This is a genomic window from Pseudonocardia kongjuensis (genome assembly GCF_039526905.1).
In the GTDB taxonomy this organism is placed as follows: Bacteria; Actinomycetota; Actinomycetes; order Mycobacteriales; family Pseudonocardiaceae; genus Pseudonocardia; species Pseudonocardia kongjuensis.
Genome location: NZ_BAAAJK010000036.1, coordinates 30,762 through 53,040 on the forward strand (window position 1 = coordinate 30,762; position 22,279 = coordinate 53,040).

Here is a 22,279-nt window from a genome sequence, read left to right on the forward strand (position 1 = left end):
CGTTGTCGACCCGGTTCCGGCCGGACCGTCAGCCGCTCCGGCCGGTCGCCGCGACGCCGATCCCCAGCCCGACGAGCATCAGGCCACCGGCACCGCCGGTGGCCCGGAGCCGGCCCGGGGACCGGGCGAACCAGTCGCGGGCGGCCCCCGCGCCGAGCGCCCACCCGACGTCCACGACGGACGCCAGTGCGCAGAACAGCAGGCCGAGGACGAGCATCTGCCCGGTCGTCGTGCCCTGCGTGGGATCGACGAACTGGGGCAGGACGGCCGCGAAGAACACGATCGCCTTCGGGTTCGTCACCCCCACGACCAGCCCCTCCCGGAACACCCGCCGCCCGGCGCCCGCCGCGACGACCCCGGTCGGCCCGGGCCGGTCGCCGCGGTGCCGCCAGGCCCGCACGCCGAGCACGACCAGGTATGCCGCTCCGGCGAACTTCAGCACGGTCAGCACGACGGCGGAGCGCTCGACGACCGTGCCGATCCCGAGGGCGACCAGCACGACGATCACGAGAACGCCGGCGAGGTTCCCGGCCACCGTCACCAGGGCGGCACGACGCCCGAGCGCGACCGCCCGGCCGACGATGAACAGCACGCTCGGGCCCGGCATGACGACGAAGACGAGGCTCCCGAGCAGGAATGCGACCGTCGTCGCAGCGCTGGGCACGCCGGCGACGGTACGGATCGGGGCCGCCGGTGTCCGCGGGTTTCCGGTGCCGCCGGAGTAGCGTCCGGGCTCGTGGACGGCCCGGCCGGCCGGTGGGGGGACGTGGGTGCTCGATCCGAACTGGGTGTTCGTGAGCGCGGCCCTCGGGATGGTCGGCTGCGTCCGGTACGCGATCGCCACGCTCACCGGTTCGGCCCGGCCGAACCTCGTCACCTGGACACTGTGGGCGGCGGCCCCGCTGATCGCGTTCGCCGCCCAGGTCGACGCCGGCGCCGGATTGCCCGCGGTGCTCACCCTGGCGGCCGGGGCCGGGCCGCTGCTCGTCGTCGCCGCGGGACTGCTCACCCGGCACGACCGGGTCCGGATCGGGGCGTTCGACGTCGCCTGCGGGACCGTCGCCGTCGTCGCGCTGGCGGTCTGGCTGGTGTTCGACGCGGCGCCGCTCGCCGTGTTCGTCGCCGTCGGGGCCGACGCCGCGGCCGCCGCGCCGACGGTCCGCAAGGCGTGGCGGGATCCCGGCTCGGAGAACCTGCTGTTCTACGTCCTGGTCGGTCTGGGCGCGATCCTCACCCTGCTCACCGTGACCACCTGGGATCCGGTGGCCTGGGCGTTCGCCGCCTACATGCTGGCGCTGTGCGGGCTGGTCGTCGCGGTGGTCGCCCTGCGCCGGTGAGCCGGCGAGCCGGGGCGCAACGGCTCAGCGGAACGTGACCATCGCGCCGAGCCAGACGAGGGCGACCAGGACGACCAGGTTCACGATCCGGTGCTCGACCAGGATCGCGACGAACTCGCGGATGGTGGCGCTGGGCCAGTAGTAGGCGGCCGTCCGCGAGCCGACCACCTGGCCGTCGACGCCCGCCTTGCGGGTCATCAGCGCGGCGCGGAAGGCGTGGAAGTTGTTGGTGACGACGACGCACCGGTAGCCGGGCCGCCGCTCCGTCATGATCGCGTGGCTGTTGCCGAGGTTCTCCAGCGTCGTCATCGAGCGGTCCTCGCGCACCACCGAGTCCGCCGGGACACCCGCCGACACCAGGTGGTCGGCCATCGCGTGCGCCTCGGGCACCGGTTCGTCCGGCCCCTGCCCGCCGGAGGTGACGATCAGCGGTGCGTTGCCCCGCTCGGTCTCGGCCCGCCACAGCGCGGCGGCCCGGTCCAGCCGGCTCGCGAGCAGCGGCGGTACCCGGCCGCCGATCAGCCGCGAGCCGAGCACCACGACGAAGTCGAAGCCGGGCCGGGGCCGGATCCGGCCGTACAGCCAGCTGTAGCCGAGGTAGCAGCAGAACAGGAACCCGAGGTAGGTGACGACGAGCAGCGCGGCGAGGGCGGCGGCCACCCCCAGGGTGTTCTCCTCCAGGTACGCCCCGATCAGCGGCAGGAACGGGACGGGGAGGCAGGCCAGCCCGGCCAGCAGCGAGAGCAGGTTCCCGAGTCTGCGCCCCTCCCGCCGGACCATCACCAGGCCGTTGAGGATCAGGAAGATCGCGAGGACCAGCACGACCAGCGCCGGGGTGCCGAGCAGGATGAACTGGAAGAGGTCGAACGCGACCGGGCCCAGCCGGTACGCCTCCCCGATCAGCCCGAGCCCCACGCAGACCGCGGTGAGGCCGAGCAGCACGGCGTTGCGGAACCGGCGCCGGTCCCGGACGACCCCGATCACGAACGCCAGGCCGAAGCAGGCGGCGACGACGTAGAAGACCCACATGCCGCTCAGCCGTCCCCGATGGCGGCCGTGGCGTGTGCCCGGCCGTGCGTGCCGTCCATGTCCCACCCGTCCGTCGTCTGTGGACGCGGACGGTAGCGAGAGGCGGCGCTCCGGCCGGGCATCCCGGGCCGGTCGGCTCGGAGCGTGCCCCGTTCGATACCGCGGGGCGGACCCGGGCGGCGGCAGCCGGGCCGGCCGGTTGTCAGTCCGTGAGGGCGGCGAGCCAGCGGAGCGAGTGTCGCTCGATGTACGTGGTGTTCCGGGCCCAGACGTCACCGTGCCCGGTGGCCCACAGCGATGCCCACGGTTCTCGGCCGGTCGCGGCACCGTCCGCGAGCAGGTCGGCCATCGCCCGTGTCCGCCGGGGGAGCAGCTGCACGAGCGCGTGGCGGTCGCTCTCGTCGAGGCCGTACGCGTCCACCAGTACTCGTAACCGACGGTCGGTGTCGGGCCTGGTCCACTCGGGCGCGGCGGACAGCGGGACGAGACTGTGGACGGCGTAGGCGAGATCCCACAGCCGGGTACCGGGTGCGGCGGTGTCCCAGTCGATCAGCCCCCATCCGGCGGCCGGGTCCGCGACCAGGTTCCATGCGGCGAGATCGTGGTGGACCACGAGGTCGGCCCCGACGTCGGGGATGACCACCTGCCACCGTGCATCGGGGGGAGGGACGAAACCGGCGGTCGCGTCGTGGAACTCCCGGATCATCCGGCCCACCGTGCGCAGCGCGCCGAGGGAGTCGAGAAGATCGTGGTTGTCGGGATGGACGGTGACCCCGGGTACGAAGCTCAGCACCGCTCGGCCGCGGGCGTCGATCCCGAGCGGGCGCGGCACCTGGTGGAAGCCGACGTCGTGCAGGTGCGTGAGCAGGGCGTGGACGGCCGGAGTGTGTGGTCCGGCAGGCTTCCGGACGGTGTCCCCGATCCGGACGACGCCGTGATCGACGTTGCCTCCGCGTAGCGGTACCCCGTCGTCGTCCATCTGCACGATCATCCCGGCGCCGGGACGGCAGCGCAGTCCGACACCGTGCCGTAGCGGCACGGTCACGAGCCGTGCCCCGTCCGCCGCGGTTCAGGCGGCGCCGGCCGGCCGGGGGCTGCCGCGTGGCCGCTGGCGCGGGTCGATCCACCGGGGCGGGATGAACTCGGGCAGCCCGTGCCGGACCCGGATGATCCATTCCGAATGGTGCACCAGGCGGTGGTGGACCTTGCAGAGCATCACGCAGTTGTCCAGCGCGGTGGCGCCGCCGGTCTCCCACGGCACGATGTGGTGGACCTCGCACCAGGACGGCGGCCGGTCGCAGCCGGGATGGGCGCAGCCGCGGTCGCGGGCGGTGACGGCGCGGCGCAGCCCGTCCGGGACGCTGCGCCGGGTGCGGCCCACGTCGAGCGGCTGCCCCCGGCCGTTCATCACGATCGGGACGATGCCCGCGTCGCAGGCCAGCATCCGCAGGCTCTCCGGGGTGGTGGTCCCGCCGAAGTCGAGCACCGCGGCGCGGGCCCGGCGCTGCAGGTCGTCGAGCCCGATCAGCACGCTGACGACGGGCCGGCGGCCGCCGGTGTCGGGCACGGCGCCGCGATCGAGCGCGTGCCCGCAGATCTCCGCGAGGGCCTCGGCCCGGCGCTCCTCCGGGCGGCGCTCGTCGAGCGCGTCGCGCGGGGCGGCCAGCGCGTCGACGGCGGTGGCGATCGCGTCGAACAGGGCTGCGTCGTCGTACCGGCCGGTGATCCGGCCCCCGGCGCCGCCCCGGCGCGGCACGACCGCGAGGGTATTGAGCTGCGGGGGTGGTGCGTCGTCGGGCTCGGGGCCGTCGTCGTCGAGTGCCTCGACCAGCCGGGTCGCCCAGGTGCGCAGCTCCGCCGGGTTGTGGACGGTGGCGTGCTCGGCGATCCGGGCCTCGGCCGCGGCGAGCCGCTCGGGATCGATCCGGCGGGCGGCGTGGCTGCCCAGCACCGTGGCGATCACGTGCACGTGCCCGAGCCCGATCCGCCCGTCGGCGAAGCGCTCGGCGGTGGCGGGCAGCGCGGCCGGGAGCACCGTGCCGTCGGCTGCGGTGCGGGGATGGACGTGCCCGGCGGCGACCGTGCGGCGGCGCGCCTGTGCGTGGTCCCAGTTCAGCAGGTCGGCGAGGGCGGGCTCGGGGGACCGGTAGCCGCGCTCGGCGAAGGTGCCCCGCCGGTCCAGGGTCGCGATGGTGGCGACGGCGGCCCGGTCGAGGCGGCGGGTCGTCTCCTCGCAGAGGGTCAGCACCGACAGCAGGTCGCCGGCATCGGCGGCCGGATCGGCGGCGGACTCCAGCGCGGCGACCGCCTCGGTGAGGAGGCGGCGCACGGTACCGAGCCGGCCGGTGGGCATGCGTCCACTGTAGTCGAACTGATGTTCGAGCACAACCGTAGTCCCAGGTCAGAGCGACAGCTTGTACCCCAGGTGGCTCGCCTCGAACCCCAGCCGCTGGTAGAACCGGTGCGCCTCGGTCCGGCGGGCGTCCGAGGTCAGCTGCACCAGCGCGCACCCGCGGCGCCGGGCCTCGTCCACCGCCCAGCGCAGCAGCGTCTCGCCGAGCCCGGCGCCCCGGGCCGTCCCGGCGACCCGGACCCCCTCGATCTGCGCCCGCAGCGCACCCCGGCGGGACAGCCCGGGCAGCAGCGACAGCTGGAGCGTCCCGACGACCGCGCCGTCCCGTTCGGCGACGACCAGCAGCTCCGACGGGTCGGCGTCGACCGCCGCGAACGCGGCCAGGTAGGGCGCGAGATCGTCGGCGGACTCGCGGCCGGCGCCGATGCCGTCGTCGGCCAGCAGTGCCGCGACGGCCGCGACGTCGGCCTCGACGGCCCGGCGGATCACGGTGCCGGTCACGACCGCTCCCCGCCGGCGGCGATCTCACGCAGCGCCAGGATGTGCGCGCTCACCTGCTCCCGGCCGTCCCCGGTCAGCCGGACCCAGGACTTGCGCGCGGACCCGGTCGGCTCCCGCCACGACTCGACCAGCCCGGCCGTGGCGAGCGCCTTGAGCTGCTTGGACAGCGCCGAGTCGGACAGGCCGACCCGGTCCCGGACGAAGCCGAACTCGACCTCGCCGGCGGCGACCAGGGTGGCCGCGATCCGCAGCCGGGTCGGGTCCAGCAGCAGCGGGACGAGCCGGGTGTCCGGGCCCGGTTCAGGCATCCCGGCCCGCCCGCGGCAGCATCCTGGTGACGGCCAGGTACCCGGCCGGCCGGGACACCGCGAGCACCAGCCCGGCGACCGTGTTGGGCCGGGTCAGCCGGCTCCGCCGGATCAGGTGCACGGCGACCCGCTCGGCGGCGTACCAGCCCAGGCCGACGCCGGCGATCTTCCCCGCGAGGGCGGGCTGCGGGCCGTCGCCCGGTGCGTACGGGTTGACCTGGCTCCCGCGCATCTCCAGCGCGGAGACCCCCAGCAGTGCCGCCTGGATCACGGCCGAGGCGACCATCCGCCGGCGCGGGCCGGTGATCTCGTCCTTGGCGGCGAAGTCGAGGAAGGTCAGGACGGACGTGGCGGCCAGCATGATCGGCACGTTCCGCCGGTGCGCGGTGTCGACGGCGCGCCGGGCCGCGTCGACCTCGGCCACGGCCGCCGCGGCGTCCTCGGGTGTGGGTCGGGTGGGCACAGGACAGTGCTACCAGACTACTTTCCTATAGGGCAACTAGGATCCGGTCCGCGGTGCCGGTCGACCGAGGCGCGGGCCTGGTCGGCCAGGTCCCGCAGCCGGACGACCGTGCGCTGCGCCTCGGGCGTCAGGGTCGCGAGGTCGGTGCCCTCCAGCAGCAGCTCGACGGCGTCGAGCACCCGGGACAGCTGCAGGCCGTAGCTGCCGACGTCGCCGAGCACCCGTCGTTCCAGGTCGGCGTCCCGGGAGTTCCAGTTGACGGTGACGAAGTCGCTGAACCAGCTGGTCGTGGGCCGGTAGTCCCAGCGCTTGAGGAAGTTCGCGAACGGGCCGAGCAGGTCGCCGAGCATCGGGAGCCCTCTCTGGTGCGGCACGGCCGCCGACCGGCGGCCACCGGTGATCGTCGCCCGCGGCACCGTCCGCCCTCGTCGGCCCGATTGACGATCCGCCTCAGCCGGCCGCCCGCCCCGGCTCGGCCACCTCCGCCACGGCCGAGCGCCGCACGTGCGACCGGGCGTGCGCGACGGCGTCGCCGAGATCGTCGATCAGGTGCGCCGGATGGCGCAGCGCATCGATCGCACCGACCCGTCGCAGCATCGTCCGGTGATCCCCCTGCACGCCCTTGACCAGCACGGTCAGCCCGGACGCCTCCAGATCGCCGATCAGCTCGCCGAGCGCCCGGGCACCGGTGGCGTCCAGCATCCCGATCCGGGACAGCCGCAGGATCACCACCAGCACGCCGTCCTCGACGGCGCGTTCGGTGACGGTGCCGAACACCCGCTCGGCGGCACCGAAGAACAGCGCGCCCTCCAGCCGGAACAGCGCGATCCGCTCGTCGCCCGGCTCGGCCGGCCCGGGCAGCGGCTCGCGGTGCACGTCGGTGGACCGCGCCACGTGCCGCAGCGCCAGGAACGCGGCCACCAGGATGCCGACCTGGATCGCCTGCACCAGGTCGAGCGCGACCGTGACCACCGCCGTCACCGTGAACGTCAGCGCCGCGCCGCGCCCGGCCCCGAGCACCGCCCGGACCGTCGCCGCCGGGATCATCCGGACGCTGGTCACCAGCAGCACCCCGGCGAGCGCGGCGAGCGGGATCGCCGACGCCGGCCCGGTCGCCAGGTAGAGCACCGCCAGGATCACCACGGCGTGCACGACGGCGGCCAGCCTGGTCCGCGCGCCGGACCGCACGTTCACCGCGGTGCGCGCGATCGCCCCGGTGGCCGGCATCCCGCCGAACAGCCCGCTCGCGACCGAGGCGAGCCCCTGGCCGACCAGCTCGCGGTCCGGATGGTGCGCGGTGCGCGTCATCGAGGTGGCGACCCGGGCCGAGAGCAGCGACTCGATCGCGGCCAGCGCGGCCACCGCGAGGGCCGCCCCGGCGAGCTCGCGCAGCACACCGGGATCGATCGCCGGGATCGACGGCAGCGGCAGCGAGTCCGGCAGCGCCCCGATCCGGGCGACCGGGGCGCCGGTGAGCTCGGCGATCAGGGTCACGACGGCGACCGCGACCAGGGACGCCGGGATCGCCGCGTGCAACCGCGGCAGCAGCACCATCGCGGCGGCGACCAGCGCGACCGTGCCGAGCGTCCACAGGGTGGGGGTGAGGTCGGCGGCGGTCAACGCCCGTCCGGCCGCGTCGACCGCGGTGACCAGCGTGTTGCCGCCGGGTTCGATCCGGACCGCGAGCAGGGCGGGCACCTGCTGCAGCGCGATGATGCAGGCGATGCCGAGGGTGAAGCCCTCCACCACCGGCCACGGCAGGACGGTCACCACCCGGCCCAGCCGGGCCAGGCCGGCGACGAGCACGAGCACCCCGGCGAGCACGGCGACCACGGCCACCGCCCCCGGGCCGTGCGCCGCGACGATCGGGGCGAGCACCACCGCCATCGCGCCGGTGGGCCCGGAGACCTGCACGTTCGAGCCGCCGAACACGGCCGCGACGATCCCGGCGACGACCGCGGTGACCAGACCGGCCGCCGGCCCGACCCCGGCGCTCGCGCCGAACGCCAGCGCGAGCGGCAGCGCGACGACGCCGACGGTCAGCCCGGCGGCCAGGTCGGCGCGCAGCGTGCGCGGGCGCAGGTCGTAGTCGGCACGGGCGGGCAGTAGTCCGCGCAGGCCGCTCACCGGCCGTGCTCGGCGGTCGCGTCGAGCAGGGTCTCCGGGGTCGCGCCCGGCAGCGGGGGCAGCGCCCGGGCGGCCTCCAGCCGGGCCTCGTCGCGGGTCAGGCTGGACAGCAGGAACGCCCGCGCGACGACCAGCAGCTCGGCGACCAGCGGTTCGGCCAGCCGGTAGTCGACCGCGTTGCCGGTCCGGGCCGAGGTGACCACGCCGGCCCGGCGCAGCACGGCGAGGTGCTGGGAGAGCTGGGACGCCTCGCAGCCGGTGATCTCCAGCAGCCGGGTGACCCCGACGCCGTCCGGGCCGGCCGCGGCGAGCTCCTCGAGCACCTGGATCCGGGCCGGGTGGGCCAGGCACTTGAACAGGTCGGCCTTGATCCGGTAGAGCGGTTCGGTGCTGCGCAGGCGTGCAGGCATTCGCCGTCGACCTCCTTGTTTGATGGAAATCTTAATCCATCAAACCGGGTCACGAGCGGGCGGTCTGCTCCGGGGTCTCGCCGAACTCGCGGGCGAAGGCGATCCGGAACCGTCCGAGGTGGGTGAAGCCCCAGCGGGCGGCGATCCGGGCGGGATCGGGCCGGTCGCCGTCGAGCAGGTCCCGGTGGGCGCCGTGCAGCCTGGTGTGCCAGAGCAGCAGCGCCGGATCGACACCGGCCCGGTGCAGGCTCGCCAGCGCGGTGCGGGCCGGCATCCCGGTCAGTGCGGCGAGATCCGCCGGGCCGATCGGTACGTCCGCGTGCGCGCACAGGTAGTCGGCCACCCGGGAGACGACGCCCCGGTCCAGCCGGGGCACCGGCCGCCTGGCCCGTTCGGCCGCGCCGTCGAGCACGGTGTTCGGGAAGGTCGCCAGGAAGGTGACGGCGAGCCGGTGGAAGGCGGCGTCCAGGACGACCGGGTTGTCGAGCAGCATCGGGTTGCCCAGCACCCGGTCGCGGACGTGCACGAGGGTGGCCTCCCACCACCGGGCCGCCGACTCGGACACCGGCCGCAGCCCGGTCAGCGCGAACCGCTCGGCCGGGATCCCGTGCACCTGCTCGGCGAACTCGGCGACCCGGCGCGCGTCCAGCGCGGCGACGTCGAGATCGATGTCCTCGACGACGTCCCGGAACCGGCCCTGCACCGGCATCACCGCGACGTCCCCGGCGCCGAGCCGGATCGAGCCGTACGCCTCGGTGTCCCACTCCATCCGGCCGTCGCAGACGGTGTCCACCACGTACCGGTTCTCCACCGGGTCCACCTGGGCGTCGATCCCCAGGGTGACCCACAGCTGGCTCAGCTCCAGGCCGGGGACGACCAGGGTGTCGTGGCCCATCTCGAACGCGCGCCCGCTCTCGGCGGGGCGCACCGAGGTGGCCGCGTAGTGCTCGGCGGCGAACTGCTCCACGACGGCGGGCTCGCTGGAGCGGAAGCTGATCCGGCCGACGCCGGTTCCGGGAACGCCATCGGCCACGTCGTCCTCCGTGCGGGTCGCCCGGGTGGGCGGTTTCCGGAACGTACCCCCGCCCGGCCCGGTGCGCGACCCGACCTGGCCCCCTGGTCAGCGGGTCTGCGCGACCACCCACGACAGGTAGTCGGCGCTGCCGCCGGTGACCGGCGCGGCGATGATCTCGGGGACGTCGTAGGAGTGCCGTTCCCGCAGGTGGTCGGTGAGGGCGTCGACCCGGTCGGCGGCGGTCTTGACCTCCACCCGCCACTCCGCCTCGGTCTGCACCGCACCGTCCCAGCGGAACACGCTGGTGACCGGGCCGGCGACCTGCGCGCAGGCACCGAGCCGGGCCGCCACCGCGCCCGCCGCCAGGTCGCGTGCGGCCGCCTCGCTGTCGGTGGTGGTCACGACGGTGCACACGGCGGCCCGGTTCTCACTCATGCCGGGCACCGTAGTGCGCGGGTTCTCCACATGTGGATCAGCTGTGGACAGCCGGCCCGGCCAGCGCCGCGACGTCGTCCGCGCAGCCCCAGGACAGCGTGATCCCGGACCCGCCGTGGCCGTAGTCGTGGATGACCCGCGGCCGGTCGGCGGTCGCCGGCTCGGCCTCCAGCCGGACCTCCGGGCGGGCCGGGCGCAGCCCGGCCACGTGCTCCAGCACCCGGGTCCCGCGCAGCGCGGGGGCGATGTCCACGCAGCGTTCGACGATGGCCGCGCCGACCGCCGGATCGGGGGTGGCGTCCCAGGCGCCCTCGTCGAGGGTGCCGCCGAGGATGCAGTCGTGCTCGCGGGGGTGCACGTAGGCGCGGCCGGCCGGGTGCGCCTCGTCGCGCACCGACAGGACCAGCCCGGGATTCGGGACCCGGACGATCTGCCCGCGGACCGGGATCACCGAGGTGTCGCCGGCCAGGGTGCGCGCGCCGAGCCCGGCGCAGTGCACGACCAGGTCGGCGTCCGCACCGGCCTCGGTCAGCGACGCCACCCGGCGTCGTTCCAGCGTGACGCCCCGGCGCCGGGCCTCGCCGGCCAGCCACGGCAGGTACACCGGCATCTCGACCAGCGGCACCGCGAAGCGCAGGCCGTGCCGGTAGCCGGGCGGCAGCTCGTCCGGGCGCGCGGGGCGGACCGGCCCGACCGCGGCCGCCCACCACTGCGGCTCCGGCTCGTGCCGGTAGAGGGTCAGCGACTCGCGCATCACCACGCCGGGCACGCCGTCGGCGGCCTGCGCGGCCAGCGTGCCGAACGTGCGGCGGCCCCAGTCGAGCACCTTGTCCCGCGGCCCGGAGCGGGTCGGGAACCACACCGCGGCCGCCAGGTGCGAGGTGGACTCGTGCACCGCGACGTCGGACAGCACCCGGACCGACCAGCCCCGCTCGCGCAGCCGGACCGCACAGCTCAGCCCGGCGATCCCGGCACCGACGACGACGGCCCGGCCGGTCATGCGGGTCAGACCTCGTAGGCGGCGTCGAAGAAGGCCAGCTCCAGGTCGACCGCGCGGACGAACAGCGCGGCCACCCGGTCCCGCCGCTGCGGGTCGAGACCGTCGGCGACCCGGTCCAGCTCGGCGCGCAGGAATGCCACCCACTCCTCGAACTCGACGCCGCGGTGCAGCTCGATCCACTCCCGGCAGATCGCGTCGTCCGGGAGCGCGGTGCCGGGCCGGGACGCCCAGTCCAGGTACAGCCACTCGGCGACCACCAGCACGGCGAGCGCCTCCGGGTACCCGTCGGTGCGCGCGGAGTCCATCAGCTCCAGGAACCCGACGGTGGGCGCGGCCCGCACCGGTGTGCTGCTGCCGTCGAGCTCGCCCAGCGAGCGTTCGAAGTAGTCGTTCTCCGGGCCGGCGACCAGCCCGAGCTGGCGGGCCAGCCGGACCCGGGGGACCGGCCGGTCGGCGTTCGCCACCGCCGCGCCGAGCAGCGCGACGAACGCGTCGACGAACTGGAGGTCCTGCTCCAGGTAGTGCCGCAGGACGGCGCGGTCCACCTTCCCGGTCCACAGCTCGTCGACGAAGCGGTGCCCGACCGCCGCGTCCCACACCGTCGTGCTCGACTCCCGCAGCTGCCCGCTGAACGACATGCCACCCACCGTAGGGCCCCGTCCGGGTCGGTCGCCTACGGTTGACCGATCATCGACCCGGAACGGGAGTGCGGACATGGCTGGGCGATCGCTGGTCCGCGGCGACGGGACGCCGCTGTGGCAGCAGCTGCTGGCCGATCTCCGCAGGCGGCTGGAGGACGGCGAGTTCGCGGCGGCGCTGCCCGGCGAGTTCGCGCTCGCCGCCGAGTACGCGGTGAGCCGCTACACCGTCCGCGAGGCGCTGCGCCGGATGCGGGAGGACGGCGCCGTCGTCGCCAGCCGCGGCCGGGTCGCCCGCCCGGCCGGTCCGGCCGCGATCGAGCAGCCGCTCGACGAGCCGTACTCGCTCTACGTCGCCGTCGAGGCGGCCGGCCGGACGCAGCGCAGCGTGGTCCGGACGTTCGAGGTGCGGGCCGACGGCGTCGTCGCCGCCCGGATGGGGCTGGAGGAGTCCACCCCGCTGGTGCACCTGGAGCGGCTGCGCCTGGCCGACGCCGAGCCGCTCGCCGTCGACCGGGTGTGGCTGCCCGAGGACCTGGCCGCACCGCTGCTGGACGTCGACTTCTCGCACACCGGTCTCTATCCCGAGTACCGGCGGCGCTGCGGGATCCGGGTGGACGGCGGCAGCGAGAACATCCGGGCGGTGATCCCCGGCCGCGGCGAGCAGGAGCTGCTGGGGATCGACGACGGCGTCGCCGCGCTGTCCATCGAGCGGCTCGGCCTGGCCGGCGGCCGGCCCGTCGAGTGGCGGCACACCCTCGTCCGCGGTGACCGGTTCTCGGTCACCGCGCAGTTCTCCGCCCGCGCCGGGTACCGGGTGGACCTCTCCGAGCCCACGGCGGACCGCCCGGCCGGCCGGTAGCGGCCGGCCGGACCGGCCCCCGTGCTCAGCGCGGGGACAGCCAGGTCGACGCGGCCACCAGCAGCGCGGCGGCGGCCCGCTCCAGGGTCGGCTCCACCCCGGTCGGCACGAACTGCGGCGAGTGCCCGCCCGGCGCCAGCCCGGCCGCGACGGCGGGCTGCGGGCGCTCCGGCCCGTCCGGGTAGAGGTCCGGATCGAACCCGCCGAAGTTCCAGAACACCGACGGCACCCCGGCCGCCGTCCCGAAGCAGCCGAAGTCCTCGCTGCCCGGCTTGGCCGGCGTCGGGTGCACCTGGTCGGCCCCGAAGTGCTCGGTGAACGCGCCGACCAGCGCGGTGGTGGCGGTCTCGTCGTTGACCAGCAGCGGGAAGTCGTTGATCGGCGCGATCTCCGGGGTGCGCGGGGCGCCCGCGGCGGCCGCCTCGGCGTCGACGATCCGGCGGATCGCGGCCAGCACGGTCTCCCGGACGTCCGGATCGAAGGTGCGGACGTTGAGCTTCAGCTCGGCCCGGTCCGGGATCACGTTCTCCTTCGACCCGGCCCGGATCGCGCCGACCGTCACCACGGCCACGTCGGACGCGGCGATCTCCCGGGACACGATCGTCTGCAGGCGCAGCACGATCGACGCGGCGATCACGATCGGGTCGACGGTGGTCTGCGGTGCGGAGCCGTGCCCGCCGCGGCCGAACACGGTCACCCGCAGGCTGTCCGCCGCGGCCATGAACACCCCGGGCCGGGCGTAGAGGTGCCCGCGCGGTGCGGAGGTGATGTGCTGGCCGAGCGCGACGTCGTAGCGCGGGAACCGCTCGGCGAACCCGTCGTCGAGCATCGCCCGGGCGCCGGCGCCGATCTCCTCGGCGGGCTGGAACACCGCGAGCACGGTGCCCGACCAGCGGTCCCGGTGCGCGGCGAGCCGCTCGGCGGCGCCGAGCAGCGCGGTGACGTGCGTGTCGTGCCCGCAGGCGTGCATGACCGGCGTGGTCTCGCCGTCCGGGCCGGTGCCGGTGGCGGTGCTCCGGTACGGCACGGCGGCCGCTTCGGCGACCGGGAGGGCGTCCATGTCGGCGCGCAGCAGCACCGAGGTCCCGTCGCCGTTGCGCAGCACCCCGACGACGCCGGTGCCGCCGACCCCGGTCGTCACGTCGTAGCCCGCGGCGGTGAGCCGGTCGGCGACGATCCCGGCGGTCCGTTCCTCGGCGAACGACAGCTCCGGGTGTTCGTGCAGGTCCCGGTACAGCGCGGCCAGATCGTCGATCCGGCCGGGCAGGCCGTCGGTGAGTGCCGCGGCCAGGCCGGCGGACGGGGTCGGGACGGCGGAAGCGGTCATTGGCTCCTTCTCTCCTGGTGGGTCGGTCGTGCTCACCCGGTTCACAGCGGCGCCCCGGGCGGCGGCGCCGGCAGCTCGGCCGGGTGCTCGTGGGCGGCCCGTTCGATCGCCGCCCAGCGGGCCCGCACCGCGGCCCGCGTCGTGTCGCGCCACCACGGCCCGGCGGCGACCGTCTCGACGGCGGCGATCCGGGCGTGCTGGTACAGCGCGGGATCGGCGAGGGTGGTCTCGAACCGGCGGAGCAGGGTCCAGCCGACCGTCTCGGTGCACGGGTCGCCGGTGTCCGCGCCGAGCAGCCCGATCGCGTGGCCGGCGGTGACGGCGAGCAGCTCGGTGAGCACCGCGCGGTCGCCGGGGGCCTCGGCGACCCGGTTCAGCCGGGCCGGGGCGAGCAGCGGTCCGGCGACCACGTCGACGGCCGCGACGACGGCGGCGGTGGCGTCGAACGCGTCCGCGGTGCGCCGGGCGAACCGGCCGTCGCGGGCGGGCCGCCCGGCGGCCGGCCCGGGCAGCGGCCGGACGTGCGCGGGCACCCGGACCTGCCCGGGATCCAGCAGCGGGGCCAGCGCGGCGAGCGCGGCCAGCTGCTCGTCGTCGCCGACCGGGGTGACGGCGCCGTCGAACCCGGCGGTGGTGGTGTCGGCGTAGCGGCGGCGGGTGCCGCCGACCAGCTTCGCGACGGCGGTCGCCTGGTGCCGGTGCAGCAGCTGCAGCAGCAGGAACCGGCGTTCCAGTTCCTGCGGGTCGCTGCCCGGCGGCACCACGGCCGGGGAGAACCGGCGCAGCGCGGCGGACCGGACCGCGAGCACCTCGGCGAGCGCGCCGAGCGGTTCACCGGGCACGACCCAGGTGGCGCCGCAGGCGTCGGCGGCGTCGTCGGTCCGCGCGTCGGCGTCGGTGACCCAGGTCGGCGCGGTGTCCGGCGGCGGCTCCTGGCTGCCGCCGTAGAGCCGGGCCACCTGGTGGTGGTCCCACGGTCCCAGCTGCTCGGCGTAGGGGAGGTGGGCGACGGGGCGGTCGCCGTCGACGGTGAACCGCGGCGCCGGGTAGTCCATCACCGACGGCACGGAGTGGGTGTGCGAGGCGAAGTTGTGCGCGAAGCCGAGGCCGTGCCCGATCTCGTGCGCGGCGAGCTGCCGCAACCGGGCGGCGACGACGGCCTCGACGGCGGCCGGGCCGTCCGGCCCGCCGGTGTAGGGGGCGAGCACCGCCTCGGCGAGCGCGCGGACCTGCTCGATCCGGTGCGACCCGAGCCGGACGACGGCGCGCAGCACCTCCCCGGTCCGCGGGTCGAGCTGGGTGAGGCCCATCGACCAGCCGCGATCGGCCCGGTGCACCCAGTAGACGACGTTGCGGCGCGGATCGTCGAGATCGGCCCCGGCCGGCAGCGGCTCGACCCGGAACATCTCCGGCAGGCCGGCCGCGGCGAACGCCTCGGCCCAGCGGTTCCCGCCGGTGAGCACGGCGTCGCGCACCGCGTCCGGCATCGCCGGGTCCAGTGTGAACACGATCGGCCGGCCGGGCCGGAAGCGGGCGGCGAGGGTGACCGGGGCGTCCCGCAGGTGGATCCGGTCGTACCGGTGCACGGTCAGCCGGGCGGTCGCGCCGGAGCCGGGATCCAGCTCGACCGGCCGGTAGCCCGGTTCCGGCGGCGGGCGCAGGGTGACCTGCTGGTGCACGGTGACGGTGTCCGCCGGTGCGGGTGCCAGTGGCGGGTGCGGCGGGCCGAAGCGGGGCTGCGGCGCGTCCGGCTCGACCGGGCGGGGCACCCGGAAGGTGAGCGCGGCCTCGATCGCGGTCACCTCGCCGTAGCGGCGCACCGCGACCACCCGGGACAGCGCCGGATCCGGCTCGACCGCGGTCCCGGCCGCGACGGCGAGCCGGCGCGCGGCACCGACCAGATCGACCAGCCCGAGCGGGGCCGGATCGAACGCGCCGTCGCCGGCGGCCGGGCAGACGGCGAGGGTCGATCCGGCGAACGAGCGGTCGGCGGCCGACCGTTCCTCGGGTGTCGTCCCGGATCCGCCGTACGCGGTGTTCGCGCAGACCACGGCGTGCCCGTCCGGTCCGGCCGGTGCGGTGCGGCAGAGCAGCGACGGGCCGATCTCGCCGCGGTCGAGCCCGGTGGCGGCCAGCCCGAGCCCGCCGACGACGGTGGCGTGCACGAGCAGATCGGTGCCGGTGGGCACAGCAGACACAGCAGACACAGGGGGCACAGCGGGCGGCACCGTGGGTACAGGGGGTACAGGGGGTACAGGGGGTACAGGGGGCGGCACCGTGGGGCTCACCCGGCGCTCCCGGCGGCGGCCCGCCTGCGGCCGGGGACGGCGGTGAGCAGTGCGCGGGTGTGCTCGGCGACCGGGTCGGCGAACACCTCGGCGACCGGGCCGGTCTCGACCAGCCGGCCGTGGTGCAGCACGGCGACGTCGTCGCACACCTGCTCGATCACGGCCAGGTCGTGCGAGATGAACAGCACGGTGAGGCCGCGCTCGGCGTGCAGCCGGTCCAGCAGGTCGAGCACCCCGGCCTGCACCGAGACGTCCAGCGCGGAGGTGATCTCGTCGGCCACCACCAGGTCGGGCCGGGTGACCAGGGCGCGCGCGATCGCGATCCGCTGCCGCTGGCCGCCGGAGAACTGGTGCGGGTAGCGGTCGGCGGCATCGGCCGGCAGGGCCACCTCGGCCAGCGCCTCGACGATCGCCGCGCGATGGGCGCGGACCCGGGCGCGGGCCGGGTCGAGGGCCTCGGCGAGGGTCTGCGCGACGGTGCGCCGCGGGTTCAGCGAGAAGTAGGGGTCCTGCGGGACGAGCTGCATCCGCCGCCGTTCCCGGCGGCCCAGGCCCGCGGTGTCCCGGCCGTCGAGCAGTACCCGGCCCGCGGCCGGGCGGATCGCGCCGAGGATCGTGCGGGCCAGCGTCGACTTGCCGGAGCCGGACTCGCCGACCAGGCCGACCGTGCGTCCGGTCCGCACCCGCAGGTCGATCCCGTGCAGCACCGGCACCGCCCGGGCGCCGCGGCCGAACCGGACGGACAGGTCCTCGACACGGAGCAGGTCCGGGCCGCTCACCGCTGCACCTGCCCGGCCGAGAGCCGGGGCACCGCGTCGAGCAGCATCCGGGTGTAGGGGTGCCGCGCCTCGCCGGCGCGCAGGGTGTCCCGGTCGAGCTCCTCCACGATCCTTCCCTCCTTCATCACCAGCACCCGGTCGCACAGCTCCTCGACGACGCCGAGATCGTGCGAGATGAACAGCACGGCGGCGCCGGTCTCGTCGCGGACCCGTTCGATCTCGCGCAGGATCCCGGCGGCGACGGTGGTGTCCAGCGCGGTGGTCGGTTCGTCGGCGATCAGCAGCGCCGGCCGGGCGGACAGCGCCGCGGCGATCATCGAGCGCTGCCGCATCCCGCCGGACAGCTCGTAGGGCCGGGCCCGCAGCAGCCGCTGCGGATCGACGATGTGCACCCGTTCCAGCAGCTCCGACATCTCCGCGGTGGCCCGGTCGCGGTCGTGGCCGCGGTGCACCCGCAGCACCGAGGTCAGCTGGCCCGCCATCCGGCGGGTGGGCGAGAAGGTGGTGCCCGGATCCTGGTAGACGACGGCCGCGGCGTCGACCAGCTCGCGGGCGGACGGGGCGCCGAGCAGGTCGGTCCGGTCGATCCGCAGCTCCGCGGCCTCGGCGGTGAGCCCGTCGGGCAGCAGCCGGGCCAGCGACAGCGCGGTGAGCGACTTCCCGCTGCCGGACTCGCCGACCAGCCCGAGCACCTCGCCGCGGCCGATGCCGAACGACACGCCGTCGACCAGCGCGGTGCCGTCCGGCCGCCGGACCCGCAGGTCCCGCACCGAGACCACGTGCGGATCGGCCGGATCGGCCGGGGCCGGGTCGGTCGGGGTGGCCGGGGTGGCCGGGGTGGCCGGGGTGCTCGCCGCCTGGTCGGCCGGGGCGGGATCGGCCGGGGTGCCGGCACCGGCCGTCGCGGGGGGACCGGCGACCGCCCGCTGCGCACCCCCGCGCGGGGCCGCGGCACGCGGGTCGGCGGCGGCGGCCAGCCCGTCGCCGACGAGCATCGCGCCGACCGAGATCAGCACGATCATCAGGGTGGGCCCGACGACCTCGATCGGCCGGGTGTAGATCGCCGGCAGCCCGTCGGCGAGCAGCCGGCCCAGGTCGTAGTCGGGGGTCTGCACGCCGAGCCCCACGAACGACAGCGCGGACATCGCGACCAGCGCGGTGGAGAAGGTCGCGGCCAGCTGGATGAGCAGCGGCTCGGCGGTGTTCGGCAGCAGGTGCCGGGTGATCAGCGCCCGCCGGCCGACCCCGGCCATCCGGGCGGTGGTCACGTAGTCGCGCTGGTACACCGAGGCGGCGAGGTTGGCGGCCAGCCGGGCGATGGCCGGGATGTTCGCCAGCGCCACCGCGGTGACCAGCTGCCAGCGCCCGGCGCCGAGGATCGCCGCGATGACGATGGCGATCAGCAGCTCCGGATAGGACACGGTGATCTCGATGCCGCGCCGGACGAGCTCGCGGGCCCGCCGCGGCAGCGTCCACACGCCGATGCCGATCAGCACGCCCGCGGTGGTCGACACCGCGGTGGCGACCAGCGCCATGAGCAGGCTGGCCTCCGCCCCGATCAGCGCGCGGGCCAGCAGGTCGTGGCCGAAGTCGTCGGTGCCGAGCCAGTGCGCGGCCGAGGGCGGCGCGGCGACGTCGGACCCGAGCCGTTCGGCGGCCGGGCGCAGGGTCAGCGACGCGACGGCGACGACCGCGACCGTCACCCCGAGGATCGCGGTTCCCGCGACCAGGGTGGGGGTCCAGCGCAGCCGCCGCGGCGCGACCGGCGCCGCAGGTGCGGCCGGGGTGGTCGTCGGGTCAGCCATGGTCGTCTCCTCGCACCCGCGGGTCGACGGCGCCCAGCACGACGTCGACCGCGGTCGTCATCAGGGCGGACAGCACGGCGAGCACCAGCACGATGCCCTGGATGAGCGGGTAGTCCTTGGTGGCGACGGCGTTGACCACGCCGAGGCCGAGCCCCGGCCAGCCGAACACGGTCTCCACGCTGATCGCGCCGCCGAGCATGCCGACCAGCACGATCCCGCTGAGCGTCAGCGTGCTGGTGAGCAGGTTCGGCAGCACGTAGCCGAGTGCGGTGCGGGCGGTGCCCAGCCGCCAGCCGCGTGCGGTCCGGACGAAGTCCTGTTCCAGCACCACCGCGGTCTCCCGGCGCACCACCCGGGAGATCAGGCAGATCGAGGGCAGGCTCAGCGCGAGTGCGGGCAGCAGGATCGACGCACCCGGGTTCGACCGGGTGTAGGCGGGTGGCAGCAGTTGCAGTGACACCGCGAAGACCAGCACCAGCAGGGTGGCCATCACGTACGGCGGGATCGCGGCGACGAACGCGGTGCCGTGCGAGAACGCGGTGTCCAGCCGGCGGCGCCGTCCGCCGCGGGTGAGCGCCCCGACGGCCATCCCGAGCGGGACGGCGACCAGGAGCACCACGATGAGCGCGAGCACCGACAGCGCCGCGGTGAAGGGCAGCCGCCGCAGCACCACCTCGGCGACCGGCGCGTTCAGCGAGAACGAGTGCCCGAGATCGCCGCGCAGCAGCCCGCCGAGGTAGGCGAGGAACTGCTCGGTCAGCGGGCGGTCCAGCCCGAGCTGGGCCCGGATCCGTTCGATCTGCTCGGTGGTGGCGTCCGGGCCCGCCGCGCTGACCGCCGGATCGCCGGGGATCAGCGGCACGATCACGAAGGTCAGCACGACCGCGATCACGACGGTCCCGGCGAGCCCGCCGAGCCTGCGCAGCGCGAACGGGCCCCAGGAGGCGCCGTCCCGGCGGCGGGTGGGCGTCGCGGCGGTCACGGCGCACCCACCCGCAGCGTGGCCAGGTCGACGTAGTCGTCGAACACCGACACGGTGACGTCCGGGCCGGTCACGAAGGTGTTCGGGTTGCCGGCCAGCGGCACCACGTCGGTGCGCTCGAACAGGGTCTCCTGGGCCCGCTGGAACGCGGCGCAGCGACCGGCGTCGTCGGCGGCGGCGAGGCCGGCGGCCAGCGCCGCCTCGCCCTCGGGATTGACCGAGGCGCTGTAGTTGCGCCCGCCGTCCTCGACGCCGGTGCCGATCACCCGGTCCAGCGAGGCGCTGATCGCGCCGACCGAGTTGAGGTCGCCGAGGAACACCATGTCCCAGTCGGCGCCCCCCTCGGCGATCGTGGACCAGAACGTGGCGTTGTCGACCTTGTCCATCCGTACCTCCGCACCGGCGTCCCGGACCGCCTGGAACAGGTAGTCGGCGCCGCCGCTGAACTGCCGGTTCGCCGTGTTTCCGATGATCGTGATCGGGCCCGCACCGGTGAGCGCGGCGGCCGCGGCCGCCGGGTCGTGCGGTTGCAGCAGCGACCGGTCGGTGCTGGTGCAGGCGAAGCTGGCCGGGGTGACCGAGGTCAGCAGCTCCGCGGTGCCCTTGCTGAACACCTGGTTGAACGCCCGCTGGTCGATCGCCGCGGCGACCCCGCGACGCAGGTCCGGCCGGTCGGCGAACACCCGCCCGGGGCGCTGGTTGAACACCACGTACGCGGTCGAGGAGGTCACCCGGTACTGGTGCAGGTCGGGCTGCGCGGCGAACCGGGCGACGGCGGCCGGATCGGCGAACTGGCCGAGATCGAGGTCGCCGGCCAGGATCTGGTTGGCGACCGTGGACTGGTCGGTGGTGATGCCGGCCTCGATCCGGCGCGGCGGGGTGCCGCGCAGCGGTTCGGCGAACTCCGGCCAGGCGTCGTAGCCGGGCCGCAGGTCGAAGGCGTAGGAGAGCCCCTGCTGGGCCTGCGCGAGCACGTACGGCCCGGAGTAGGCGCCGGGCACGGTGCCGGCGTCGAGCCCCTCGGGATCGGCGATCCCGGCCGGGCAGACGATCCCGGCCTGGGCGATCGCCAGGCCCTGCGGGAGCGTGGTGAACGGCTCGGAGAGGGTGACCTGCACCCGTCCGGCGGCGTCGTCGGCGGTGACCTGCACGTCGCCCGGCCCGAACACCAGGTTCTTCCAGGTGGACCCCAGCTCCGGATCGGCCAGCCGGGCGAGCGACCCGGCGACCACCGACGCGGTGATCGGGGTGCCGTCCGCGCAGTCGGCGCCGGACCGGATGTCGAAGGTGTACGACGCGGCCGACTCGCTGCTCCAGCCGGTGGCGAGCCCGCCGACCAGCTGCCCGCCGTCGTCGCGGCGGAGCAGGGTGTCGTAGAGCAGTCCGGCGACCTGGAAGGTCTGCTGGCCCTGCGCCTGGGCGGGATCGAAGCCGGACGGGTCGCTGTTGAGGACGGTGCGGACGGTGCCGGTCTCGGCGGGTCCCGCGGCCGGGCCGGCGCAGCCGGCGAGCAGCGTGGCGCCGAGCGCGAGCGCCCCGGCGAGCCGGGCCGGGCGCCTCACGGCAGGACCTTCCCGTCCGGCCCGAGCCGCAGCCAGGCCCGTTTCAGGGTGTGCGCCTGCAGCGTCATGTCCGCGGAGTGCACGCCGGGCAGCGCGCCGACCACCCGGGTCAGGTACTCGTAGAGGTCGCCGTAGCCGGGCAGCGAGCCGTGCAGGCAGAGATTGAACCGGCCGGTCGTCGCGCTGACGTAGCGGGTGGACGGCTCCTTCGCGAGCCGCCTGCCGACCTCCTCCAGCTCGGCCGGCTCGACGGCCAGCCACTGCAGGAAGTTCACGTCGAAGCCGAGCACCGGCGGCTCGAACATGGTGCGGAAGCGCAGGCAGCCGCGGGCGACCAGGGACTCGACCCGGCGGGCGGCGGTGGACTCGCCGATCCCGGTGTGCGCGGCGATCCGGGAGTAGGTGGCGCGGCCGTCCCTGGCGAGCAGCCGGGCGATCGCGAACTCCTGCTCGGTGAGCTGCTCGGTCTGCTGCCAGCGGGTGTGCTCGGGGATCGCGGCGGCCGGGCGCAGCGCGGCGACCGCGGCCGGGTCGAGCAGCCCGGTGTCCCACTCCTCGAAGGCCAGGAACTTCCGGACGACGACCATCGACTCGGTCTCGGCGATGTCGTCCGGCCGGGGCAGCTCGTCGACCAGCACGGTCGCGACGTCCTCGTGCCGGCGGACGACGATCTCGGCCGCGACGTCCGCGCTGCCGGACAGCACGGTGGCGAACCGGGTGACCGGCAGGTCGGCGAGCGCGGCGGCGACCGCGTTCGCCCGGCCCGGCCGGCAGCGCACCCGCAGCAGCAGCGAGATGCCGAGCCCGCAGCGCAGGTCGTCGAGCAGGCCGGTCACCTTGACGGTGCGGGACTCCAGCAGCTGCTGGCCGCGCCGGGCCACGGTCGTCTCGGGCGCGCCGATGGCCTCGGCGACCGCGGTCCACGACGCGCGGCCGTTGGCCTGCAAGGCGGCGACGATACGGCGGTCCAGCTCGTCGAGCTTGGCGAAATCACCCACAAGCTCACTCTGTGGTGGGGGATATCTCCAAGTCAACCGTCAGCGATGGTGGAAACCACC

At 75.6% G+C, this 22,279-nt stretch carries 23 protein-coding genes; 2 read left to right on the plus strand and 21 right to left on the minus strand.

Going from position 1 to position 22,279, the window contains the following annotated elements:
* Window positions 1-28 precede the first annotated feature (28 nt).
* Window positions 29-664, minus strand: coding sequence for a LysE family translocator (locus ABD160_RS25670; protein ID WP_344026925.1), 636 nt, complete (start codon window positions 662-664; stop codon window positions 29-31).
* Between the two features lie 106 nt (window positions 665-770).
* Between ABD160_RS25670 and ABD160_RS25675 the strand changes: the two genes are divergently transcribed.
* Entirely contained in the window at window positions 771-1,337 is a 567-nt protein-coding gene (locus tag ABD160_RS25675) for a hypothetical protein (protein WP_344026927.1), read from the plus strand.
* 24 nt (window positions 1,338-1,361) lie between these two features.
* Here ABD160_RS25675 and ABD160_RS25680 read toward each other — a convergent pair whose 3' ends face one another.
* The 13 genes from ABD160_RS25680 to ABD160_RS25740 form a co-directional block, all read right to left on the minus strand.
* Entirely contained in the window at window positions 1,362-2,366 is a 1,005-nt protein-coding gene (locus tag ABD160_RS25680) for a YdcF family protein (protein WP_344026929.1), read from the minus strand.
* A gap of 202 nt (window positions 2,367-2,568) precedes the next feature.
* Window positions 2,569-3,345, minus strand: coding sequence for a phosphotransferase enzyme family protein (locus ABD160_RS25685; protein WP_344026931.1), 777 nt, complete (start codon window positions 3,343-3,345; stop codon window positions 2,569-2,571).
* 90 nt (window positions 3,346-3,435) lie between these two features.
* Window positions 3,436-4,719, minus strand: a complete 1,284-nt coding sequence (locus ABD160_RS25690) for an HNH endonuclease signature motif containing protein (RefSeq protein WP_344026933.1) — start codon at window positions 4,717-4,719, stop codon at window positions 3,436-3,438.
* A 48-nt stretch (window positions 4,720-4,767) separates the two neighbouring features.
* On the minus strand, window positions 4,768-5,220 hold the full coding sequence (locus ABD160_RS25695; RefSeq protein WP_344026935.1) for a GNAT family N-acetyltransferase: 453 nt from the start codon (window positions 5,218-5,220) through the stop codon (window positions 4,768-4,770).
* Complete coding sequence (locus ABD160_RS25700; protein WP_344026937.1) at window positions 5,217-5,528, minus strand: transcriptional regulator; 312 nt, start codon at window positions 5,526-5,528, stop codon at window positions 5,217-5,219. The genes ABD160_RS25695 and ABD160_RS25700 overlap by 4 nt, the downstream gene beginning before the upstream one ends.
* Window positions 5,521-5,991: a hypothetical protein gene (locus ABD160_RS25705; RefSeq protein ID WP_344026939.1), complete on the minus strand. Its 471-nt coding sequence runs from the start codon at window positions 5,989-5,991 to the stop codon at window positions 5,521-5,523. Before ABD160_RS25705 ends, ABD160_RS25700 begins: the two co-directional genes overlap by 8 nt.
* A 17-nt stretch (window positions 5,992-6,008) precedes the next feature.
* Complete coding sequence (locus ABD160_RS25710; protein ID WP_344026941.1) at window positions 6,009-6,365, minus strand: hypothetical protein; 357 nt, start codon at window positions 6,363-6,365, stop codon at window positions 6,009-6,011.
* A gap of 76 nt (window positions 6,366-6,441) precedes the next feature.
* On the minus strand, window positions 6,442-8,118 hold the full coding sequence (locus ABD160_RS25715; RefSeq protein WP_344026943.1) for a SulP family inorganic anion transporter: 1,677 nt from the start codon (window positions 8,116-8,118) through the stop codon (window positions 6,442-6,444).
* Window positions 8,115-8,528 (minus strand): ArsR/SmtB family transcription factor, encoded by a 414-nt coding sequence (locus ABD160_RS25720; protein ID WP_344026945.1) that lies wholly within the window; start codon window positions 8,526-8,528, stop codon window positions 8,115-8,117. Before ABD160_RS25720 ends, ABD160_RS25715 begins: the two co-directional genes overlap by 4 nt.
* 49 nt (window positions 8,529-8,577) lie before the next feature.
* Window positions 8,578-9,561, minus strand: a complete 984-nt coding sequence (locus tag ABD160_RS25725) for a helix-turn-helix domain-containing protein (RefSeq protein WP_344026947.1) — start codon at window positions 9,559-9,561, stop codon at window positions 8,578-8,580.
* An 87-nt stretch (window positions 9,562-9,648) separates the two neighbouring features.
* Complete coding sequence (gene cutA / locus ABD160_RS25730) at window positions 9,649-9,978, minus strand: divalent-cation tolerance protein CutA (protein WP_344026949.1); 330 nt, start codon at window positions 9,976-9,978, stop codon at window positions 9,649-9,651.
* Between the two features lie 37 nt (window positions 9,979-10,015).
* Window positions 10,016-10,978, minus strand: a complete 963-nt coding sequence (locus ABD160_RS25735) for an FAD-dependent oxidoreductase (protein WP_344026951.1) — start codon at window positions 10,976-10,978, stop codon at window positions 10,016-10,018.
* Between the two features lie 5 nt (window positions 10,979-10,983).
* Window positions 10,984-11,616 (minus strand): TenA family protein, encoded by a 633-nt coding sequence (locus ABD160_RS25740; RefSeq protein ID WP_344026953.1) that lies wholly within the window; start codon window positions 11,614-11,616, stop codon window positions 10,984-10,986.
* A gap of 76 nt (window positions 11,617-11,692) precedes the next feature.
* Here ABD160_RS25740 and ABD160_RS25745 point away from each other — a divergent pair, with 76 nt between their 5' ends.
* On the plus strand, window positions 11,693-12,478 hold the full coding sequence (locus tag ABD160_RS25745) for a GntR family transcriptional regulator (RefSeq protein WP_344026955.1): 786 nt from the start codon (window positions 11,693-11,695) through the stop codon (window positions 12,476-12,478).
* Window positions 12,479-12,503: 25 nt separating this feature from the next.
* On the opposite strand, the gene ABD160_RS25750 is transcribed toward ABD160_RS25745, so the two are convergent.
* The 7 genes from ABD160_RS25750 to ABD160_RS25780 all read right to left on the minus strand — a co-directional run bounded on the left by ABD160_RS25750 (window position 12,504) and on the right by ABD160_RS25780 (window position 22,219).
* Window positions 12,504-13,805 (minus strand): amidohydrolase, encoded by a 1,302-nt coding sequence (locus tag ABD160_RS25750; protein WP_344026957.1) that lies wholly within the window; start codon window positions 13,803-13,805, stop codon window positions 12,504-12,506.
* Window positions 13,806-13,846: 41 nt separating this feature from the next.
* The gene (locus ABD160_RS25755) at window positions 13,847-15,994 is read right to left on the minus strand and encodes a zinc-dependent metalloprotease (protein ID WP_344026959.1); all 2,148 of its coding nucleotides are present in this window, start codon (window positions 15,992-15,994) and stop codon (window positions 13,847-13,849) included.
* A gap of 95 nt (window positions 15,995-16,089) precedes the next feature.
* On the minus strand, window positions 16,090-16,872 hold the full coding sequence (locus tag ABD160_RS25760; protein ID WP_344026961.1) for an ABC transporter ATP-binding protein: 783 nt from the start codon (window positions 16,870-16,872) through the stop codon (window positions 16,090-16,092).
* Complete coding sequence (locus ABD160_RS25765; RefSeq protein ID WP_344026963.1) at window positions 16,869-18,677, minus strand: dipeptide/oligopeptide/nickel ABC transporter permease/ATP-binding protein; 1,809 nt, start codon at window positions 18,675-18,677, stop codon at window positions 16,869-16,871. The genes ABD160_RS25760 and ABD160_RS25765 overlap by 4 nt, the downstream gene beginning before the upstream one ends.
* Window positions 18,670-19,659 (minus strand): ABC transporter permease, encoded by a 990-nt coding sequence (locus tag ABD160_RS25770; protein ID WP_344026965.1) that lies wholly within the window; start codon window positions 19,657-19,659, stop codon window positions 18,670-18,672. The genes ABD160_RS25765 and ABD160_RS25770 overlap by 8 nt, the downstream gene beginning before the upstream one ends.
* Entirely contained in the window at window positions 19,656-21,221 is a 1,566-nt protein-coding gene (locus tag ABD160_RS25775; RefSeq protein ID WP_344026967.1) for an ABC transporter substrate-binding protein, read from the minus strand. The genes ABD160_RS25770 and ABD160_RS25775 overlap by 4 nt, the downstream gene beginning before the upstream one ends.
* Entirely contained in the window at window positions 21,218-22,219 is a 1,002-nt protein-coding gene (locus ABD160_RS25780) for an Lrp/AsnC family transcriptional regulator (RefSeq protein ID WP_344026969.1), read from the minus strand. Before ABD160_RS25780 ends, ABD160_RS25775 begins: the two co-directional genes overlap by 4 nt.
* Window positions 22,220-22,279 lie beyond the last annotated feature (60 nt).